The 19,398-nt window shown below is 72.2% G+C and carries 23 protein-coding genes; 17 read left to right on the forward strand and 6 right to left on the reverse strand.

The genetic code is table 11. From position 1 onward, the window contains the following. Positions 1–22: 22 nt before the first annotated feature. Entirely contained in the window at positions 23–739 is a 717-nt protein-coding gene (locus AB0G11_RS18420) for an IclR family transcriptional regulator (RefSeq protein ID WP_049556902.1), read from the reverse strand. A gap of 66 nt (positions 740–805) precedes the next feature. Between AB0G11_RS18420 and leuC the strand changes: the two genes are divergently transcribed. The 4 genes from leuC to AB0G11_RS18440 all read left to right on the forward strand — a co-directional run bounded on the left by leuC (position 806) and on the right by AB0G11_RS18440 (position 3,417). Then, on the forward strand, positions 806–2,191 hold the full coding sequence (leuC, locus tag AB0G11_RS18425; RefSeq protein WP_219517254.1) for a 3-isopropylmalate dehydratase large subunit: 1,386 nt from the start codon (positions 806–808) through the stop codon (positions 2,189–2,191). Positions 2,192–2,202: 11 nt separating this feature from the next. Beyond that, complete coding sequence (gene leuD, locus AB0G11_RS18430; protein ID WP_357586919.1) at positions 2,203–2,739, forward strand: 3-isopropylmalate dehydratase small subunit; 537 nt, start codon at positions 2,203–2,205, stop codon at positions 2,737–2,739. A gap of 74 nt (positions 2,740–2,813) precedes the next feature. Further along, a complete protein-coding gene (locus AB0G11_RS18435; RefSeq protein WP_357586921.1) occupies positions 2,814–3,017 on the forward strand; it encodes a hypothetical protein in 204 nt (67 codons plus the stop codon). 100 nt (positions 3,018–3,117) lie between these two features. After that, positions 3,118–3,417 (forward strand): HU family DNA-binding protein, encoded by a 300-nt coding sequence (locus AB0G11_RS18440; protein ID WP_219507033.1) that lies wholly within the window; start codon positions 3,118–3,120, stop codon positions 3,415–3,417. Between the two features lie 51 nt (positions 3,418–3,468). On the opposite strand, the gene AB0G11_RS18445 is transcribed toward AB0G11_RS18440, so the two are convergent. Together AB0G11_RS18445 and cofC are read right to left on the reverse strand one after the other, a co-directional pair. Beyond that, a complete protein-coding gene (locus AB0G11_RS18445; RefSeq protein WP_357586923.1) occupies positions 3,469–3,669 on the reverse strand; it encodes a hypothetical protein in 201 nt (66 codons plus the stop codon). A 10-nt stretch (positions 3,670–3,679) separates the two neighbouring features. Continuing rightward, entirely contained in the window at positions 3,680–4,327 is a 648-nt protein-coding gene (gene cofC / locus AB0G11_RS18450) for a 2-phospho-L-lactate guanylyltransferase (RefSeq protein ID WP_357586924.1), read from the reverse strand. A 79-nt stretch (positions 4,328–4,406) separates the two neighbouring features. Between cofC and AB0G11_RS18455 the strand changes: the two genes are divergently transcribed. The 3 genes from AB0G11_RS18455 (at position 4,407) to AB0G11_RS18465 (ending at position 7,291) form a co-directional block, all read left to right on the forward strand. Next, on the forward strand, positions 4,407–5,117 hold the full coding sequence (locus AB0G11_RS18455) for a lysophospholipid acyltransferase family protein (protein ID WP_219507028.1): 711 nt from the start codon (positions 4,407–4,409) through the stop codon (positions 5,115–5,117). Positions 5,118–5,121: 4 nt separating this feature from the next. Then, positions 5,122–6,132 carry an NAD(P)H-dependent glycerol-3-phosphate dehydrogenase gene (locus AB0G11_RS18460; RefSeq protein WP_219507026.1) on the forward strand — a complete coding sequence of 337 codons (1,011 nt, stop codon included), beginning with the start codon at positions 5,122–5,124 and terminating at the stop codon, positions 6,130–6,132. A 61-nt stretch (positions 6,133–6,193) separates the two neighbouring features. After that, positions 6,194–7,291 carry a D-alanine--D-alanine ligase family protein gene (locus AB0G11_RS18465; RefSeq protein WP_219507024.1) on the forward strand — a complete coding sequence of 366 codons (1,098 nt, stop codon included), beginning with the start codon at positions 6,194–6,196 and terminating at the stop codon, positions 7,289–7,291. Here the strand turns inward: AB0G11_RS18465 and AB0G11_RS18470 are convergent. Both AB0G11_RS18470 and AB0G11_RS18475 read right to left on the reverse strand, forming a co-directional pair. Beyond that, positions 7,274–7,705, reverse strand: a complete 432-nt coding sequence (locus AB0G11_RS18470; RefSeq protein WP_219507022.1) for a DUF3515 family protein — start codon at positions 7,703–7,705, stop codon at positions 7,274–7,276. The genes AB0G11_RS18465 and AB0G11_RS18470 overlap by 18 nt on opposite strands. A 13-nt stretch (positions 7,706–7,718) precedes the next feature. Further along, entirely contained in the window at positions 7,719–7,952 is a 234-nt protein-coding gene (locus AB0G11_RS18475; protein ID WP_219507021.1) for an Lrp/AsnC ligand binding domain-containing protein, read from the reverse strand. Positions 7,953–7,999: 47 nt separating this feature from the next. On the opposite strand from AB0G11_RS18475, the gene AB0G11_RS18480 reads away from it, so the two are divergent. From AB0G11_RS18480 to thiD, 3 genes are all read left to right on the forward strand, one after another. Beyond that, on the forward strand, positions 8,000–8,986 hold the full coding sequence (locus AB0G11_RS18480) for a thiamine-phosphate kinase (RefSeq protein ID WP_308125829.1): 987 nt from the start codon (positions 8,000–8,002) through the stop codon (positions 8,984–8,986). A 126-nt stretch (positions 8,987–9,112) separates the two neighbouring features. Beyond that, entirely contained in the window at positions 9,113–10,822 is a 1,710-nt protein-coding gene (locus tag AB0G11_RS18485) for a hypothetical protein (RefSeq protein WP_357586926.1), read from the forward strand. 8 nt (positions 10,823–10,830) lie between these two features. Beyond that, positions 10,831–11,643 carry a bifunctional hydroxymethylpyrimidine kinase/phosphomethylpyrimidine kinase gene (gene thiD / locus AB0G11_RS18490; RefSeq protein WP_357586928.1) on the forward strand — a complete coding sequence of 271 codons (813 nt, stop codon included), beginning with the start codon at positions 10,831–10,833 and terminating at the stop codon, positions 11,641–11,643. Between the two features lie 108 nt (positions 11,644–11,751). Here thiD and rpmB read toward each other — a convergent pair whose 3' ends face one another. Continuing rightward, positions 11,752–11,937 carry a 50S ribosomal protein L28 gene (rpmB, locus tag AB0G11_RS18495; protein WP_183656410.1) on the reverse strand — a complete coding sequence of 62 codons (186 nt, stop codon included), beginning with the start codon at positions 11,935–11,937 and terminating at the stop codon, positions 11,752–11,754. Between the two features lie 201 nt (positions 11,938–12,138). Here rpmB and AB0G11_RS18500 point away from each other — a divergent pair, with 201 nt between their 5' ends. The 7 genes from AB0G11_RS18500 (at position 12,139) to rnc (ending at position 19,397) form a co-directional block, all read left to right on the forward strand. After that, positions 12,139–13,683: a DAK2 domain-containing protein gene (locus AB0G11_RS18500; protein WP_357586930.1), complete on the forward strand. Its 1,545-nt coding sequence runs from the start codon at positions 12,139–12,141 to the stop codon at positions 13,681–13,683. 34 nt (positions 13,684–13,717) lie between these two features. Beyond that, on the forward strand, positions 13,718–15,916 hold the full coding sequence (gene recG / locus AB0G11_RS18505; protein ID WP_219507017.1) for an ATP-dependent DNA helicase RecG: 2,199 nt from the start codon (positions 13,718–13,720) through the stop codon (positions 15,914–15,916). 675 nt (positions 15,917–16,591) lie between these two features. Next, complete coding sequence (rsmD, locus tag AB0G11_RS18510) at positions 16,592–17,170, forward strand: 16S rRNA (guanine(966)-N(2))-methyltransferase RsmD (RefSeq protein WP_357586932.1); 579 nt, start codon at positions 16,592–16,594, stop codon at positions 17,168–17,170. A gap of 14 nt (positions 17,171–17,184) precedes the next feature. After that, positions 17,185–17,661, forward strand: coding sequence for a pantetheine-phosphate adenylyltransferase (gene coaD, locus AB0G11_RS18515; RefSeq protein ID WP_219507015.1), 477 nt, complete (start codon positions 17,185–17,187; stop codon positions 17,659–17,661). A 68-nt stretch (positions 17,662–17,729) separates the two neighbouring features. Further along, entirely contained in the window at positions 17,730–18,281 is a 552-nt protein-coding gene (locus tag AB0G11_RS18520; RefSeq protein WP_219507014.1) for a YceD family protein, read from the forward strand. Between the two features lies 1 nt (position 18,282). Beyond that, positions 18,283–18,462, forward strand: coding sequence for a 50S ribosomal protein L32 (gene rpmF / locus AB0G11_RS18525; protein ID WP_033409409.1), 180 nt, complete (start codon positions 18,283–18,285; stop codon positions 18,460–18,462). A 221-nt stretch (positions 18,463–18,683) separates the two neighbouring features. Then, a complete protein-coding gene (rnc, locus tag AB0G11_RS18530) occupies positions 18,684–19,397 on the forward strand; it encodes a ribonuclease III (protein ID WP_308125831.1) in 714 nt (237 codons plus the stop codon). Position 19,398 lies beyond the last annotated feature (1 nt).

Raw genomic sequence — 19,398 nt, forward strand, 5'->3', positions numbered from 1 at the left:
CCTAAATACCGGCTTTGGCGGATCATGACGTGCGTCGCATGGCCTCCGTGATGCGCTCGGCCGCGGCCATCACCGGCACCGCGTGCAGCCGCCCCGGGGCGCGGGTCAGGCGCTCGATGGGACCCGACACGCTGACCGCCGCGATCACCTTGCCGCCGCTGCCCCTTATGGCGGCTGAGACGCTCGCCACACCCTGCTCGCGCTCTCCCACGCTGTGGGCCCACCCCCGGCGCCGCACGGAGGCGAGGGTGGCGGCGGTGAACTTGGCGCCGCGCAGCCCCCGGTGCAGCCGGTCGGGCTCCTCCCAGGCCAGCAGGATCTGGGCCGCCGACCCGGCGGTCATCGGCAGCGCCGAGCCGACGGGCACGGTGTCGCGCAGGCCGCTGGAGCGCTCGGCGGCGGCCACGCACACCCGCTCGTCGCCCTGCCGCCGGTAGAGTTGCGCGCTCTCGCCGGTCAGGTCCCTCAGCTGCATGAGCACGGGCGCGGCGACCGCGAGCAGGCGGTCCTCGCCGGCGGCCGTGGACAACTCCGAAAGCCTGGGGCCGAGCACGAACCTGCCCTGCGTGTCACGGGTCACGATGCGGTGGTGCTCAAGGGCGACGGCCAGCCGGTGGGCCGTGGGGCGGGCCAGGCCGGTGGCCTGGACGAGCTGCGCCAGTGACGCCGGTCCGGCTTCGAGGGCGTTGAGCACCAGAACGGCCTTGTCCAGTACTCCGACTCCGCTAGAGTTGTCCATACACCGATACTGCCGTCTCGACATATGAGAAGGCAAGTCGGAGGTCTGTCTCAAGGAGGAGATCCCATGGGCCGCACACTGGCCGAGAAGGTCTGGGAGCAGCACGTCGTGCGCCGCGCCGACGGCGAGCCCGACCTGCTCTACATCGACCTGCACCTCATCCACGAGGTGACCAGCCCGCAGGCGTTCGACGGTCTCCGTCTCGCCGGCCGGACCGTGCGAAGGCCCGATCTCACCATCGCCACCGAGGACCACAACGTGCCGACCGTCCTCGGCCCGATCTCCGACCCGGTGTCCAAGACGCAGGTCGAGACCCTGCGCAAGAACGCCGCCGAGTTCGGCCTGCGGCTCCACCCGATGGGCGACGCCGGCCAGGGCGTGGTCCACATCATCGGCCCGCAGTTCGGCCTGACGCAGCCCGGCATGACGATCGTGTGCGGCGACTCCCACACCTCCACCCACGGCGCGTTCGGCGGCATCGCGTTCGGCATCGGCACCTCCGAGGTCGAGCACGTGCTGGCCACCCAGACGCTGCCCGCCTACCGGCCTAAGACGATGGCCATCGAGGTCTCCGGCGAGCTGCCCGTCGGCGTCACCGCCAAGGACCTGATCCTGGCCATCATCGCCAAGATCGGCACCGGCGGCGGCCAGGGCTACATCGTCGAGTACCGCGGCGAGGCCGTGCGCAAGCTCTCCATGGAGGGCCGCATGACGGTGTGCAACATGTCCATCGAGGCGGGCGCCAGGGCCGGCCTGATCGCGCCCGACGAGACCACGTTCGCCTACCTCAAGGGCCGCCCGCACGCGCCGTCGGGCGAGGCGTGGGACCAGGCCGTCGCCTACTGGAAGACGCTCAGGAGCGACGACGACGCCGTCTTCGACAAGGTCGTCGAGATCGACGCCTCGACGCTGACGCCGTACGTCACCTGGGGCACGAACCCCGGCCAGGGCCTGCCGCTGAGCGACAGCGTCCCCGCCCCGGAGAGTTTCGCCGACCCGGTCGCCCGCTCGGCCGCCGAGCGCGCCCTCGAATACATGGGCCTGACCGCCGGCACCCCGCTGCGCGACATCGAGGTCGACACCGTCTTCGTCGGCTCGTGCACCAACGGCCGCATCGAGGACCTGCGCTCGGCCGCCGAGATCCTGCGCGGCCGCCAGGTCCGGACGCGCACGCTCATCGTCCCCGGCTCGATGCTGGTCAAGCGCCAGGCCGAGGAGGAGGGCCTGCACGAGGTGTTCAAGGCCGCCGGCGCCGAGTGGCGCGAGGCCGGCTGCTCCATGTGCCTCGGCATGAACCCCGACACCCTCCAGCCGGGCGAGCGCAGCGCCTCCACCTCCAACCGCAACTTCGAGGGCCGCCAGGGCAAGGGTGGCCGCACCCATCTGGTGTCGCCGCAGGTCGCCGCCGCGACCGCCGTCACCGGCCGCCTGACCGCCCCCGCCGACCTCTAGGAGACCCACCGATGGAAGCCTTCACCACCCACACCGGTACGGCGGTGCCGCTGCGCCGCAGCAACGTCGACACCGACCAGATCATCCCGGCCGTCTGGCTCAAGCAGGTCAGCCGCACCGGGTTCGAGAAGGGCCTGTTCGCCGCCTGGCGCGAGGACCCGTCCTTCGTCCTCAACGACCCCGCCTACTCGGGCGCGTCCGTCCTGGTCTCCGGCCCCGACTTCGGCACCGGCTCCTCGCGTGAGCACGCCGTGTGGGCGCTCCAGCAGTACGGGTTCCGCGTCGTGATCGCCGCCCGGTTCGGCGACATCTTCCGCAACAACTCCACCAAGATGGGGCTGCTGCCGGTCGTGCTGCCGGGCGACAAGGTCGAGGCGCTGCAGGACGCCGTCGAGGCCGACCCGGGCCTCCAGGTGACCGTCGACCTGGCCGAGCGCCAGGTCCGCTGGGCCGGCGAGACCGTCGCCTTCGAGATCGACGACTACACCCGCTGGCGGCTCATGGAGGGCCTGCCCCACATGGGGCTCCCCTGGCGACACGCCCACTAAACCCCAAGTTCCGCTTTTGGCGGCCCCCATTGGGCCCCCACCACCGTCTAGACGACGACGAGCTGGCGCGGCGGTTGCGCGAAGCGCACCGCCGCGTCCGCATGCTGCCCCTGACCGACCGCGCCGACCGCGAGCGGCTGGCGCGCCACTACCTGTCCATCTGCGACCAGGCCAAGCTCGATCCCGGCCGCGCGGCCGCCCGCCTGGACAACTTCCTGGCCGTTCTCGACGAGGCCGCCGACACGCCACGCGAGGACGAAAACACGCCGGGTGATTGAGTTCCCCCCCGATCCCGCCTACTTTCGAGCGCGTAAGGGGTTTCTACGTCAGACTCGTGAGCTGGAACCCCGAGCCGTAACTGGGGGAGCAGAAACTTTCATGAACAAGCGGGAACTCGTCGACGCCATCGCGGATCGCGTCGGCGACAGGAAGACGGCGACAGAGGCCGTCAACGCGGTCATCGACGCCGTCCAGAAGGCAGTGGCCAACGGCGACAAGGTCTCGATCACGGGCTTCGGCGCCTTCGAGATGGTGCACAAGCCGGCCAGGACGGCCAGGAACCCTTCGACCGGGGCCGAGATCAAGGTGGCGGAGAGCTGGGCGCCCAAGTTCCGCCCCGGTTCGGACTTCAAGGATCTGGTGAACGAGGGCGGCAAGAAGGCCGCGAAGAAGAAGTAGGCACCGCAGCGGCGAAAAGCCCGGGCTCCCTTTACGGGGGTCCGGGCCTTTTCACGGCAGCGGGAAGGTCGACAGCGTGATGTAGCTGATCTCGCCGCCGGACACCGTGAAGTTGACCCGCTGGCCGGTGCGCAACAGCAGCAGCGGCCCGGCGTCGAAGGCATGGGCGGGGAAGGTCAGCACGGTCCCGTCGTCGAGGAAGACCGAGCCGGACCGGGTGGCCTCGTCGAAGCTGCGCACCGTCCCCTGCATGCTTCCCAGCCTAGACCTGATCACCGCCGTTGGGCCACAGCTCGGCGACCACCGCCGCCGTGTGGGCGCCCAGGCCGAGCGTGATGGCGGCGCGCAGGTCGTCCGGTGTGTCGACGTCGCGCCGCAGCGAGTCGATGCCCTCCGGGGTCAGCTCCTTGGCCCCGCCCGCCAGGTGCTTGGCCCGTGACTCGCCGCCGAACCGGGGCCGGAAGGGCCTGCCGGGCCGTACGCCGTAGAAGGTGGTGCCGACGTCGAGCGCGTCGGGCACGAACGCCTGGTCGAACTCGGCGGCGGCCCCCAGCGCGATCGCCAGCTCCGCCGGGCGCAGCGCCGGCAGGTCGGCCTGGAGCGCTCCGACGGGGTCGCCGGGCGCCAGCCGCACCGCGTGCGCCGCGCCGGTGCGCAGCGCCGTGTTGAGCCCCCGGTCCGGGTCGTGCACCACGTCGGCGCCGAGCCCGGCCAGCGGCCCCGCGGCGGCCGGGTCGGCCGTCACCACGATTACCCTGGCGACCGCCGGGCAGGCGAGGGCGGCAGTGACGGTGTCGCAGGCGACCGCGACGGCGAGCCGCGTGCGGTGCGGGCCCGTGGCGGCGGCCAGCCGGGTCTTCGCCGCTACCAGGGTCTTCACCGGAATGACCAGCGACCAGCGGATGCTCATAGGCTTAAGCATCGCGCCTCGACATCCCTGGCGGCCAACCGGGAGACTTGGGCGCATACCAGAGGTGTTGGAGGAGACCATGAGCCGCGTCACGCGACCGTCGCGTTTCTGGGAAACCCTGGCCGTCGTGATCGTGAAACCGCTCTCGTGGCTCCTGGTCAAGAAAGACTGGCGCCGCGGCGACCGCCTCCCGCGCACGGGAGGCGTGATCATCGTGGCCAATCACCTGTCGTGGGCCGACCCGGTGCTGCTGTCGCACTTCCTCTACAACAACGGCCGCTGGCCGATCATCCTGGCGAAGGCGGCGCTGTTCAAGGTGCCGCTGCTGGGTCACGCGGTGCGCTCGCTGCGCGCCATCCCCGTCTATCGGGGCAGCGCGGACGCCGCCAGGTCGCTGCGGGAGTCGGAGCAGCGGCTCAAGGACGGCGGCGCGATCCTGTTCTACCCCGAGGGCACCTGCACCCGCGATCCCCGCCTGTGGCCGATGGTGGGCAAGACCGGCGCCGCCAGGCTGGCCCTGGAGAGCGGCGTCCAGGTGATCCCCATCGCCCACTGGGGCGCCCACGAGCTGCTGCCCTACGGCCAGAAGCGGCCCAGGATCTTCCCCCGCAAGACGTTCCGCGTGCTGGTCGGCCCCCCGGTCGACCTGTCGCGCTACGCCGGCCGGCCGCCGCACGCCGACGTGCTGCGCGAGGCCACGGCCGACATCATGGCCGCGCTCACCGCCCAGCTCGCCGAGCTGCGCGGCGAGAAGGCTCCCGAGACTCCCTACGATCCCGCCGGACGGTGACGAGATGACCAAGGCCGCCGTGTTCGGCACCGGCTCCTGGGGGACCACGTTCGCGATGATCCTCGCCGAGGCCGGCAACAAGACCGTCCTGTACGGGCGCCGCCCCGAGGTGGTCGAGGCGATCGACCGCACCCACATGAACGCCGACTACCTGCCCGGCGTCGCGCTGCCCACCTCGCTGCGCGCCACCACCGACGTCGCCGAGGCGCTCGACGGGGCCGACTTCGTGGTGCTGGCCGTGCCCTCGCAGACGCTGCGGGCCAACCTGACCGCCTGGCGCGAGCACATCCCGCGTGACGCGGTGCTGGTCAGCCTCATGAAGGGCATCGAGCTCGGCACCACCAAGCGGATGAGCGAGGTGATCCGCGAGGTCGCCGGGGTGCCGCCGGAGCGGGTGGCGGTCGTCTCCGGGCCCAACCTGGCCAAGGAGATCGCCCAGCGCCAGCCCGCCGCCGCCGTGGTCGCCTGCGCCGACGAGGGCGTCGCCGACCGGCTGCAGAAGGCGTGCCACCTGCCGCCGTGGTTCCGCCCCTACACCAACACCGACGTGGTGGGCGTGGAGCTCGGCGGCGCCGTCAAGAACGTGATCGCGCTGGCCGTCGGCGTGGCCGCCGGCATGGGCATGGGCGACAACGTGGGCGCGCTGCTGATGACCCGGGGCCTGGCCGAGATCTCCCGCCTGGGCGCCGCGCTCGGCGCCGACCCGCACACGTTCGCCGGGCTGGCCGGCATGGGCGACCTGGTCGCCACCTGCACCTCGCCGCTGTCACGCAACCGCACCTTCGGCGAGAACCTGGGGCGCGGCATGACGCTGGAGGAGGTCGTCGCCGCCACCCGGCAGACCGCCGAGGGCGTCAAGTCCTGCGAGTCGGTGCTGGAGCTGGCCAGGAAACACGACGTGGAAATGCCGATCACCGAAGTCGTCGTCGGCGTCGTCCACGACGGCATGTCGCCTGCGGAGGCGGGGATGCTGCTCATGTCGCGCTCACCCAAACCCGAGCGTTACGGCGTCTGATGTCCCGAAACACGCGTGCTTGACTCGCTGTGGGCGGAGCGCGCCGGTAGATTCGGACCTCATGAGCAAGCCACGCGTCGCCGTCGTTTTCGGAGGTCGCAATTCCGAGCATGCCGTGTCCCTGATGGGGGCGGGCAGCGTGCTGGAGGCGATCGACAGGAGCAAGTACGAGGTGATCCCCATCGGGATCGCCCAGGACGGCAGGTGGGTGCTGGCCTCGGCCGATCAGCGCTTCCAGATCGAGGAAGGCGAGCTGCCCGCCGTCGAGACCACCGGCGCGGCGCTCGCCCTGCCTTCGGGCGGCAGCTCCCTCGTGGCCTACGACCCGGGCAGCATCCCGGTCGAGCTGGGCTCGGTCGACGTGGTGTTTCCGGTCATGCACGGGCCGTTCGCCGAGGACGGCACCATCCAGGGGCTGCTGGAGATGGCCGGGGTCCGCTACGTCGGCTCCGGCGTGCTGGCCAGCGCGGTCGGCATGGACAAGGGCTACATGAAGACGGTCCTGGCCGCCGCCGGGCTGCCGATCGGCCGCTACGTGGTGGTCCGCGACCGTGACTGGCGGCTCGACCGCGACCGGGTGGTGAAGGAGGCCGAGGAGCAGCTCGGCTGGCCGGTGTTCGTCAAGCCGGCCAGGGCCGGGTCCTCGCAGGGCATCTCCAAAGCCCACGACCGGGCCGAGCTGGAGCGGGCCGTGGAGTTCGCCAGGCAGCACGACCCCAAGGTCCTCATCGAGGAGGCCATGACCGGGCGCGAGGTCGAGTGCGCGGTGCTGGAGTCGCTCGGCGACGACCCGCCCGCAGCGTCGGCGCCCGGCGAGGTCAGGGTCGAGGGCGGCCAGGAGTTCTTCGACTTCGAGGCCAAGTACTACCCCGACCAGATGTCGCTCACCGTGCCCGCCGACATCCCGGCCGAGGCGGCCGAGGAGCTGCGCGCGATGGCGGTGCGCGCGTTCGAGGCGCTGGAGTGCGAGGGGCTGGCGCGGGTCGACTTCTTCTACACGCCCGACGGGCGGCTGGTGCTCAACGAGATCAACACCATGCCGGGCTTCACCGCGCTGTCGGTGGCGCCGCAGCTCTGGGCCGCCTCCGGGCTGCCCTACCCGGCGCTGGTCGACCGGCTCGTGCAGCTCGCGCTCAACCGGTCACCGGGGCTGCGCTGACACCTGGCCGATCGGGCCCGACAGCTCGGCGAGCACCTCGGGGGCCACGTGCGAGCCGCCGACCGTGACCTCCACGTAGAGCGGGGCGGCGACGGCGGTGAACAGGGTGGGCCGTTCGGGATCGGCGAACCAGCCCACCCCGTTGATCTCCTGGAGCTGGTCGGTGGGCGCCATCCTGGCCGGCCTGGGCACGCCGCAGCGCAACGCGACCGTGCCCGGCCCCCACACCGCGACGTACGGGGAGGCGGGCGTGGACTCCGTGCGCCCGTCGGCCCCGATCTTGGCGGGCAGCAGGCCGGCCAGCCGGTCGCAGGCCGCCACCGCCTCACCCTCGGGCTTGGGCGGTTCGACCTGGACGGCGCCACCGCATCCGGCCAGTGCGAGCAGGACAAGCAGGACGGGGGCCGTACGCATGGAAAGATCTACCTCAGATATGGACGATCGGACACGTAAGGGTACGCGTGATGCCCTCCACGGCCTGAATCTGGGCCACGACGAGCTTGCCCAGCTCGTCGACGTTGCGAGCCTCGGCGCGCACGATCACGTCGTAGGGGCCCGTCACGTCTTCCGCCTGAGTCACCCCGGTGATGCCGGAGATCTCGTGGGCCACCGCCGCCGCCTTGCCGACCTCGGTCTGAATAAGGATGTAGGCCTGCACCATTACGTCCTCCCAGGCGATTGGATCACGCCGAAGGGCCACCGTACCCTGTGAGCGTCAGGAGGTGCGTCATCACAGTCGGTGAACTCGGCGAGTTCGGAGTTGTGGCCCGCATCGCCGCGCGCCTGCCTCAGGGCGCCGCGGTGCTGCTGGGGCCGGGCGACGACGCCGCGATGGTCAGCGCGCCGGACGGGCGCGTCGTGGTATCTACAGATCTCCTGATCGAGGGTAGGCACTTCCGCCGCCATTGGTCCAGCGGCTACGACGTCGGCCGCAAGGCCGCGGCCCAGAACCTGGCCGACGTGGCCGCCATGGGCGCGGTGCCCACCTCCATCGTGGTCGGGCTCGGGATGCCCGCCGACCTGCCCCTCACCTGGCTCGACGGCCTCACCGACGGCTTCCGCGAGGAGTGCGCCCTGGTAGGGGCCAGTGTGGCCGGGGGCGACGTCACCCGCTGCGACCTGGTCGTCATCGGGGTGACGGCGCTGGGCGACCTCCAGGGTCGCGCGCCGGTGACCCGTGCCGCCGCCCGGCCTGGGCACGTGGTGGCCGTGGCGGGCCGCCTGGGCTATTCGGCGGCCGGGCTGGCCCTGCTGGAGGCGGGCCGCGCCACCGGCGGCGAGCAGGCCGAACGGGAGCCGCGCTGGGGTGACGTGGTGGCCGGCCACCGGCGGCCCAGCCCGCCCTACGCGTGCGGGCCGGAGGCGGCTCGGCTGGGCGCGAGCGCCATGCTGGACGTGAGCGACGGGCTGCTGCAGGACCTGGGCCACGTGGCCGCGGCCAGCGGGGTGCGCGTCGAGCTGGACCCGGGGGCGCTCCCGGTGGCGGAGCCGGTGGCCGCGGCGGCCAAGGAGCTGGGCGCCGATCCGCTCGACTGGGTGCTCACCGGCGGCGAGGACCACGCCCTGGCCGCCACGTTCCCTCCTGACGTGCGGCTTCCCGCCTCCTGGCAAGTCGTGGGGCGCGTGGTCGAGGGGGAGGGCGTCGGGGTCACGGGGCGTGAGACCGGGCCCGGCGGATGGGATCACTTTAGGTGACCAACTAGCCCGATTTGCGTAGTATTTTCCGGATTTCCGGCGTGACTGCGGGGAATGTTGGGACAAAGGCGTAGTAAAGGTGTTATGAAGATTGGCGGCCAACTGTAACCGGCAGAGAGGGCTGTCATGGGCCGCCACGGCACCGGTGGATCCGAAGATGGGGACGAACGGGGGGAAACCAGCGCCTTCTGGGGTTCGCACGACGAGCAGCCCGAGTCCTTCTGGGGCTCGGAGGGCAAGCCGTCCGAGCCAGGCTGGCCGTCACTGCCCGACCAGGTCGAGGTGACGGGCCAGTGGTCGCCCATGCCCCAGCGGGACGACGCCCCGTCCTCAGCCGTGCCGCAGTCCGACCCGTTCGAGGTCACCGGCGCCTTCGCCGCGTCGCCCCGGCCGGAGCCCGGACGGCCGGTCCCGCCGGCTGACCAGCCCTTCGAGGTCACGGGCGCCTTCACCCGCCCGGCCTCCTGGGACGACGTCCCCGAGGCCGCCGCCCAGCCGCCGTCCCGGCCCAGCGTCTTCGACCCGGCCCCGCACGACAGCACGGCCGTCTTCGGCCCGCCGTCGGACCCCTTCGGCCAGGCCAAGCAGCCGAACCCGTTCGAGCCGGACCCCCCGCTGAACCCGCAGGTCCCGGTCCCCAATCCGTTCGACCAGGGGCCGCAGACGGGGTCGTTCGAGCCCGTGGGCGGCGATCACCCGAACCCGTACGCCCGGCCCGGCGGGTTCGCCGGCGGGGAGGCGTTCGACGAGGGCCCGGCGGAGCGGACCGGCGCGTTCAACCCCTTCCCGGACGACCGCACGGCGAGGTTCGACCCGCCCGTCACCGCAGGCCCGCCCGAGCCGGGCGACGTCAAGGTGGCAGGCGAGCCGACGATGGCCGCGCCCACCCCCGCGTGGGCCGAGGCCGAGAGCGGCTTCCTCGGCTCCGGCTGGTCGTCGGACGGCGAGCAGCCCGCCGAGCCGGAGCCCAGCTCGCGCCGTGGCCGCCGCAAGCCGCCCAAGGACCCGTACGACGCCCCGTCCGGCGGCAGGGGCAAGCTGGCGCTGCTCTCCGTGGCGGCCGTCGCCATCGTGCTCGGCGGCACCGTGGCGGGCGTCAAGATGATGAGCTCCGGCGGCGCGGCCGACTGCCCCGGCGGCGCCTGCGCCGCCGTCCAGGCGAGCAACCAGCCCGGCCCGGCCGTGTCCGAGCCTCCGGCCGAGGACCCCGAGCCCGTGGCGGACCCCGCTGAGGAACCGGTGGAGGACGAGCCGGCGGAGAAGGAGAGCGAGGCGGCCGACCCGCCGGCGCCGAAGGCCACCGACGCCCCGGTCCAGCCGCGCCGCACCCCGTCGCCGACCCCCAAGCCGACCAAGACCAAGTCCAAGCAGGCCCAGGAGCCTGTGGAGGAGCCGGTCGACGAGATCATCGAGGAGATCCCGACCGAGACGCCCAGCGAGGAGACGTCCCCGCTGGGTGACGCCGACGGCCGGCCCAGGCAGGACAGCACCACCCAGCCGGCCCCGACGGCCACCACCCAGCTCGCGGCCGGCGGCTCCTCCGTGCGGGTCGACTTCGACGTGGTCAAGCAGGGCCTCACCGGCTACACCGCCGCCGTGAACGTCCGCAACTCCTCCGCCGGCCCGCTGACCGCCCTCACGCTGTCGCTGCCCGTACGGGGCCGCGTCACGGACGTCGACGGCGCCACCTGGACGCAGGACGGGAACCTGCTGATCGTGGACCTGCCGGCGACGATCGCGTCCGGCGACTCCAGCGAGATCACCGTCAAGGCCCTGGGCAAGGCGGGCCAGCCGCGTAGCTGCGGCATGGTCGGCGGGGAGTGTTCCGTCAGCTAAGTGGTTGGATGGGGGATATGACGGTTTCGACTCCCCCACGCGTGCTGACCGTCGCCGGATCCGACTCCGGCGGCGGTGCGGGCATTCAGGCCGATCTGAAGACCATGCTGGCCCAGGGCGTGCACGGCATGAGCGTGATCGCCGCGGTCACCGCGCAGAACTCCATCGGCGTCCAGGGCTACTGGGAGCTGCCGCCCGAGGCGGTGCGGGCGCAGCTCGACTCGGTGCTCGGCGACATCGGCGCCCAGGCCGTCAAGACCGGCATGCTGGCCTCGCCCGCCCTGGTCGAGCTGGTCGCGGAGAAGCTGGCCGGCTACCCCGCGCCGCTCGTCGTCGACCCGGTCGGCGTGTCCAAGCACGGCGACTCGCTGCTCGCGCCCGAGGCCGTCGAGACGCTCAGGACGCGCCTGCTGCCCGTCGCCACCGTCGTCACCCCCAACCTGTGGGAGGTGGAACAGCTCACCAGCGTCAAGGTCGAGGACGAGGACGACCTGCGCCGGGCCGCCGACGCCATCCTGGAACTCGGGCCCACCTGGGTGCTGGTCAAGGGCGGCCACCTGCCCGGCAGGCCCGTCGACCTCCTCACCGACGGCGCCGCCGAGCACCGCTTCACCGCCGAACGCCACGACAACCGCCACACCCACGGCACCGGCTGCACGCTCGCCTCCGCCATCGCCTCCCACCTGGCCCTGGGCGAGGACGTGCCGGGCGCCGTCGCCAAGGCCAAGGCGTACGTGACGGGCGCCATCGCCCACGGCTTCCCCCTGGGCGCGGGCATCGGCCCGGTCGACCACGCCTGGCAGCAGCGCACCCAGCGGTGACCCTAGCCCGTACGGCGGGCCTGCGGCGTCCTGCGGGCCTTTGCCGCTCGGCGGGCACGACGAAGGCCCGCCGCTCAGGTGAGCGGCGGGCCTTCGACAGAGCGTGGGTTAGCGGGTGACCTTGCCCGCCTTGATGCACGAGGTGCACACGTTCATCTTCTTCGGCGTGCCGCCGACGACCGCGCGAACCGTCTGGATGTTGGGGTTCCAACGACGGCGGGTGCGGCGGTGAGAGTGGGACACGTTGTTGCCGAAGGTCGGCCCCTTGCGGCAGACATCGCAGACGGAAGCCACGGTATCGCTCCTTAAAACAGTCGATGTAGCCCGGTCCGCTGATGTTCGTCGGGCGGAGGGCATGCCGGGACAACCGGCCAGCCAGACGAGAATATCCGATCCGCACCACCACGGCGAACTCGATCACCACTGGACGACGCCGGACACGGCGATATTCTCCTCGATTAACGGTAGCGCACGCGGGGAGGCCGGAGCGCGCACATGGAGGATCTCGACCCGCCCGCGGTGCGACGCTGGGCCCGGCTGGCCGCCGACGCGCTCGGCAGGGCCAGGGGCGAGCTCGACGCGCTCAACGTGTTCCCGGTGGCCGACGGCGACACCGGCACGAACCTGCACCTGACGATGCTGTCGGCGGCCGAGGCGGTCGAGTCGCTGCCCGACGACGTGGGCGCCGAGGTCGTGTGGCAGACGCTCTCCTACGGGGCGCTGGTCGGGGCGCGCGGCAATTCCGGGGTCATCGTCAGCCAGGCGCTGCGCGGGCTGGCCGAGGTGCTGAAGGACGGCTCCGACCTGCGTGCCGGGCTGGCCAGGGCAGCCGCGCTCGCCAGGCAGAGCGTCGCCAGGCCCGTCGACGGCACGGTGCTGAGCGTGCTGGCCGCCGCCGCGCAGGCCGTACAGGACCTGCGGAGCGGGCCCGGCGAGGTCGCGCGCCGCGCCGCCGAGGCCGCCCGCGCGGCGCTGCGCCGTACCCCCGACCAGCTCGACGTGCTGGCCCGCAGCGGCGTCGTCGACGCGGGCGGCGCCGGGCTGGCGATCGTGCTGGAGACGCTCGCCGCGGTGATCACCGGCGTCCACCGGGAGCGCTACGAGGTGCCCGGACCGACCGCCCGGGTGTCGCCGATGACCGAGGTGGGCGCGGGCTACGAGGTCATGTACCTGCTCGACGCCGACGACGCGGCCGTCGCCCGGCTGCGTACGGAGCTCGACGCCATGGGCGAGTCGCTCGTCGTGGTCGGCGGCGAGGGACTGTGGAACGTCCACGTGCATGTCGGCGAGGCGGGCCCGGCCGTCGAGGCCGGGCTGCGGGCCGGCCGCCCCCACCGCATCAGGATCACCTACCTGGCCGAGCGCACCCACCGCGCCGGACCCGGCCGGGGCGTGGTGGCCGTCGCCGCGGGCGACGGGATCGCGGCGCTGTTCGAGGAGTGCGGCGCGGTCGTCGTCCGGCGCGAGCCCGGCGGCAGGCCGGCCCTGCCCGCCATGCTCGCCGCCATCCGGCAGGCCGGGGACGAGGTCGTCGTGCTCCCGAACGACGAGGCCGCCGGAGCCGTCGCCTCCGCCGCCGCCGAGATCGCCCGCGAGGACGGCGTCGCGGTGAGCGTGCTGCCGACCAGGGCGACCGTGCAGGGCCTGGCCGCGCTCGCCGTGCACGACCCGCTGCGGCGCTTCGACGACGACGTGGTCGCCATGACCGACGCCGCCGGCCACACCCGCCACGGCCACCTCGCGCTGGCCGACCAGGAGGCCGTCACCAGCGCCGGCCTGTGCCGCCCCGGCGACGTGCTCGGGCTGATCGACGGCGACGTGGCCGTGATCGGCGACACGCTCGACGGCGTCGCCACGCTCGTCGTGGACCGGATGGTGGCGGGCGGCGGCGAGCTGGTGACCCTCGTCACGGGCGCCCGCGCCCCGGCCCTGCTCGCCGACCACGTGGCCGGGCATCTCTCGCGCGTACGGCCCGACGTCGACCTCGTCGTCTACCAGGGGGAGCAGGACGGCTACCCGCTGCTCATCGGCGTCGAGTGATTCCTGTCGGCCGCAAGCGGTAGAACTAGGTGGCGTGAGCCGTTTCGACGAGCCTCTGACGAAGGCGCTCGACCCGAAGACCGCCAAGCTGCTGCACACCGTGCTCGGCCTGGAGACGGTCGGCGACCTGCTGCGCCACTACCCCCGGCGCTATGCCGAGCGCGGCGAGCTGACCTCGCTCGACGCCCTGGAGGTCGACGAGCACGTGACCGTGGTGGGCGAGGTCACCCGGCTGATGCGCAAGCCGATGCGCAACCGCGGCGGCACCTGGCTGGAGGTCGAGGTCGTCGACGGCAGCGGCAGCAAGATCTACCTGTCGTTCTTCGGCAAGGGCTCCCACGTGGCCGAGTCGCGGCTCAAACCGGGCAGGCGCGGCATGTTCGCCGGCAAGGTGGGGCTGTTCGGGGCGCGGGGCAAGCCGCGCTGGCAGCTCGCCCACCCCGAGTTCGAGCTGTTCGAGGAGGGCGAGGCGAGCGCCGAGGACTTCGCGGCGGCGCCGGTGCCCATCTACCCGGCGGGCAAGGACCTCACCCCGTGGGCGATCCGGCGGGCCATCGGCATGATGCTGGACACGCTCGGCCCGCTCGACGACCCGCTGCCCGCCGACCTGCGCGCCCGCCACGCGCTGCCGGGGCTCGACGACGCGCTGACGGCGATCCACCGGCCGAAGGACTTCGGTGACGTGCAGCGGGCCCGCAAACGGCTGAAGTTCGACGAGGCGTTCCTGCTCCAGGCCGTGCTGCTGCAGCGCAGGCAGGCGGCCACCGCGTGGCCGGCCAAGCCACGCCCGCGCCGCGACGGCGGCCTGCTGGCCGACTTCGACGCGCGGCTGCCGTTCTCGCTCACCGAGGGGCAGGCGGCCGTCGGCGAGGAAATCGCCGCCGACCTGGCGCTGGAGCACCCCATGCACCGGCTGCTCCAGGGCGAGGTCGGCGCCGGCAAGACCGTCGTCGCGCTGCGCGCCATGCTCCAGGTCGTCGACGCGGGCGGCCAGGCCGTGCTGCTCGCCCCGACCGAGGTGCTCGCCCAGCAGCACCACCGCTCGATCAGCGGCATGCTGGGCGACCTGGCGCAGGGCGGCATGTTCGGCGGCACCGCCGTCACCCTGCTCACCGGCTCGATGGGAGCCGCCGCCCGGCGCGCGGCCCTGCTCGACGCCGCCTCCGGCACCGCCGGGATCGTCGTCGGCACCCACGCCCTGCTCCAGGAGCACGTCCAGTTCGCCGACCTCGGCCTCGTGGTCGTCGACGAACAGCACCGCTTCGGCGTCGAGCAGCGCGACGCGCTCCGCGAGAAGGCCGGCGACGCCCGGCCCCACGTCCTCGTCATGACCGCCACCCCCATCCCGCGCACGGTCGCCATGACCGTCTTCGGCGACCTGGAAGTCTCCACGCTCTCCCAGCTCCCCTCCGGGCGGGCGCCCATCACCACCCACGTCGTCCCCGCCGCCGAGAAGCCCCACTACCTCGAACGCACCTGGGCCCGGGTCCGCGAAGAGGTCGCCCTCGGCCGGCAGGCGTACATCGTCTGCCCCCGCATCGGCGACCTGGAAGGCGACGAGGGCGACCTGGCCCCCTCCGACTCCAACTCCGGCTCCGCCTCCGCCGACGAGGAGCGCCGGCCGCCGCTGGCCGTCCTGGAGGTGGCCGAGATGCTGTCCGAAGGGCCCTTCCACGACCTGCGCGTGGCCGTCCTCCACGGCAAGCTGCCGCCCGAGGAGAAGGACGCCATCATGCGGTCGTTCAGCCGGGGCGAGATCGACATCCTGGTGGCGACCACGGTGATCGAGGTCGGCGTCGACGTGCCCAACTCGTCGGTGATGATCATCATGGACGCCGACCGGTTCGGCGTCTCCCAGCTCCACCAGCTCCGCGGGCGCGTCGGGCGGGGCGGGCTGCCCGGGCTGTGCCTGCTGGTGTCCGACTTCCCGGAGAACACCCCCGCCCGCGCCCGCCTCGACGCCGTCGCCGCGACCCTCGACGGGTTCGAGCTCTCGCGCGTCGACCTGGAACAGCGCCGCGAGGGTGACGTCCTCGGCGCCGCCCAGTCGGGCAAACGGTCGTCGCTCAAGATGCTGCAACTGCTGCGCGACGAGGACGTCATCGCCACGGCCCGCGACGAGGCCGCCGCCCTCCTCGCCGCCGACCCCGCCCTCACCACCCACCCCGGCCTCCGCGCCGAGATCGACCGCCTCCTGGCCGACGAACGCGCCGAATACCTGGAGAAGACCTAACCCCACCGAGGGGGGTACGGCGCGGACGGGGGCTGGGGTCTGCCTGGAAGGGGCGTGCGCGTCGGGAGGGGGCGGGGGAACGGCCCCCTGCGGAGGTCACCCACCCAGCGCCGATGCGGCGAGGGGGCGTACGGCGAAGGTCGGCGCAACGTGTACGGCGCGGATGGCCTGCCGGGCGGGGGCGTGCGCATTGGGAGGGGTGGGGGGACGGCCCCGTGCGGTGGTCACCCTCCCGGCGCCGGTGCGGCGAGGGGGCGTACGGCGGAGGTCGGCGCAAGGCGTACGGCGCGGAAGGGGCCGGGGAGGCGGGGCAGCCGGAGAGCCGGCGCGTACGGCGCAAAGGGCCGGGGGCTGGGGCCGTGGAAGGGCCAAGGGTTGAGGCACAGGCGGACGGCGCCGTCAGGTGTGTGGGGAGGGGGGTGCCCCAGGGCCCAGCCGCGGGGACGGCCTCCCCCCGAATGCCGTCCCCGGCTGGGCCCACCCTCGGGTCAGGTGCCGAGGGAACCGGCGTGCGGAAGGGCTCACGATCACGCCGGTCGGCCTTCATGTGGGTCACCTCGAAGGCCGCAGGACTCATCTTGCTCACTGGGCCCCCCGATGTGAATCACCCTTGCGCAGTCGAGGCAGACACTTGTCCACTCTTGACCTGGGCGGACATGCGGAACAATGGGGCGCATGACTCGGATCATCGCGGGGAGCGCGGGTGGGCGCCGGTTGGAGACGCCGCCGGGGCGCGGGACGAGGCCGACCAGTGACAGGGCCAGGGAAGGCGTCTTCTTGACGCTCGACTCGCTGTACGGGCTCGACGGGGCGCGGGTGATGGATCTGTACGCCGGGTCGGGGGCGGTGGGGCTGGAGGCGCTGTCGCGGGGGGCGGCGGAGGCGGTGCTGGTGGAGTCGGACCCGAAGGCGGTGCGGGTCATCAGGTCGAACGTGGCGTCGCTGGGTCTGGCCGGGGCGCGGGTGGTGGCCGATCGGGTGGAGCGGGTGCTGGCCAGGGCGGGGGAGGAGCCGTTCGACATCGTGTTCGCGGATCCGCCGTACGCGGTGTCGGATGACGAGGTGGGGCGGGTGCTGGTGGCGTTGCGGGACAACGGGTGGCTGGTCTCGGGGGCTTTGGTGGCTTTCGAGAGGGAAAGCAGGGGGAAGGCCCTGATGTGGCCTGACGGGTACGTTGAGGAGAGGGTCCGTCGATATGGTGAAGCGTCCGTTTGGTACGGTCGCGCCGCCGGGGAAACCGTAGACCACCCGTAGACCTGGGAGGCGTGTTGCGCCGCGTTGTCTGCCCGGGGTCGTTCGACCCCATCACCAACGGTCATCTCGACATCATCGGCCGGGCCGCCCGGCTGTACGACGAGGTGACGGTGGCCGTACTGATCAATGTCGAGAAGAGCAGCCTGTTCACGGTCGACGAGCGGATCGACATCCTGCAGACCGTGACCAAGGAGTACGCGAACGTCAAGGTCAGGAAGTTCCACGGCCTGCTCGTCGACTTCTGCAAGCAGAACGACATCCCGGCGATCGTCAAGGGCATCCGGGTGGTCAGCGACTTCGACTACGAGTTGCAGATGGCCCAGCTCAACTACCGGCTGTCGGGCGTGGAGACGCTGTTCATGCCGACGAACCCCGAATACTCGTTCCTGTCGTCGAGCCGGGTGAAGGAGATCGCCCGTTATGGCGGAGACGTGTCCGGCCTGGTGCCGGACCTGGTGCACAAGCTGCTCGTCGAGCGGCTCAGAGGCTGACGGCGACCTGGTATCCTTTCATTTCGGCCTTGTACGACGGCGTTATCGCCATGCCTAGCGAGAGCAGGATGACTCAGCACCTCAACCCCCGCTCCCCTTGGGTGATCTCCACTCACGACCTGGGAAAGCGGCCGGGCACGATGCGAGAGATCACCCTGACCCTTCCGGCTCCGGCGGATCTCGGCGTCGACATGATCGGCGTTCCCAAGGACGCCGAAGTCGAGCTGGACCTCCGGCTCGAAGCAGTGATGGAAGGCGTGCTCGTCTCGGGCACGGCGCAGGCCCCGCTCGCCGGGGAGTGCGCGCGGTGCCTTGACCCGTTGACCTCGGAGATCGAGGTCGACCTGCAGGAGCTGTTCTTCTACTCCGACGAGGACGCCTCGGAGGACGACTCGCTGCTCGACGGAGAGCTGCTCGACCTCGAGCCGACGTTCCGTGACGCGGTGGTGCTCGCACTGCCGTTGAGCCCCGTCTGCCGCGAGGACTGCCCGGGGCTCTGCACGGAGTGCGGGATCAAGCTGGCCGAGGCCGGCGACGATCACCGGCACGAGAAGATCGACGCCCGCTGGGCGTCGTTGCAAGGTCTGGTTACCGAGAACGATAACGATCAGGAGAAGTGACGTGGCCGTCCCGAAGCGAAAGATGTCGCGGAGCAACACCCGCGCCCGTCGCTCCCAGTGGAAGACGACTGCTGTCGCCCTGGTGAGCTGCCCGCAGTGCCGTTCGCCGAAGCAGCCGCACATCGCGTGCCCCACCTGCGGCACCTACAACCGCCGTCAGGTCATCGAGCCGTCTGCCTGATCTCGCTGAGTTGACGTGATGCCGACCGGGTGCCATTGTGCCCCGGTCGGCGTTACCGTCTCAGATGCGTGCGGTTACGGTTTCGCCCGCGGTCGTGGTGGACGCCGGGGCCTGTTCCCCCCGACGCCCACCACGTTTTCGGGCATCTTCCGCAGCCGTCGCGCCTGGTGAAGATGTTCCGAGGAGGAAAGCACGTGGGCGCAGGTCCTAAGCCGGTGGCCGTGGAGGTCGCCAGAGAAGAGCTGGAGCGGGTCCTGGCGGTCGCCCTGGACTCCGACATCCTGGAGCGGGCGCTGACGCACCGCTCCTACGCGTACGAGAACGGCGGCCTGCCCACCAACGAGCGCCTGGAGTTCCTCGGCGACTCGGTGCTGGGCCTGGTGGTCACCGACACGCTCTACCGCAACCACCCCGATCTGCCCGAGGGCCAGCTGGCCAAGCTGCGGGCGGCGGTGGTCAACATGCGCGCGCTCGCCGACGTGGCGCGCGGCCTGGGCCTGGGCCGGTTCCTGCGGCTGGGCCGGGGCGAGGAGGGCACCGGGGGCCGTGACAAGTCCTCGATCCTGGCCGACACGCTGGAGGCGCTGATCGGCGCCGTCTACGTCGACAAGGGGCTGGACGAGGCGTTCCGGGTCGTGCACGTGCTGTTCGACCCGCTGATCGTGCGGTCGGCGTCGCTGGGCGCCGGGCTCGACTGGAAGACCTCGCTGCAGGAGCTGACCGCCTCCGAGGCGCTGGGCGTGCCCGAATACCACGTCGAGGAGAGCGGCCCCGACCACGCCAAGTCGTTCACCGCCGTGGTGAGGGTGGGCGGCGAGCCCTACGGCGAGGGCAGCGGGCGCAGCAAGAAGGAGGCCGAGCAGCAGGCGGCCGAGGCGGCGTGGACCCGGATCCGGGCCCGCCGCGAGCAGCGCGAGAGCCAGCCGGCGGGCTAGG

It is taken from the genome of Nonomuraea sp. NPDC023979 (genome assembly GCF_040639085.1).
In the GTDB taxonomy this organism is placed as follows: Bacteria; Actinomycetota; Actinomycetes; order Streptosporangiales; family Streptosporangiaceae; genus Nonomuraea; species Nonomuraea ceibae.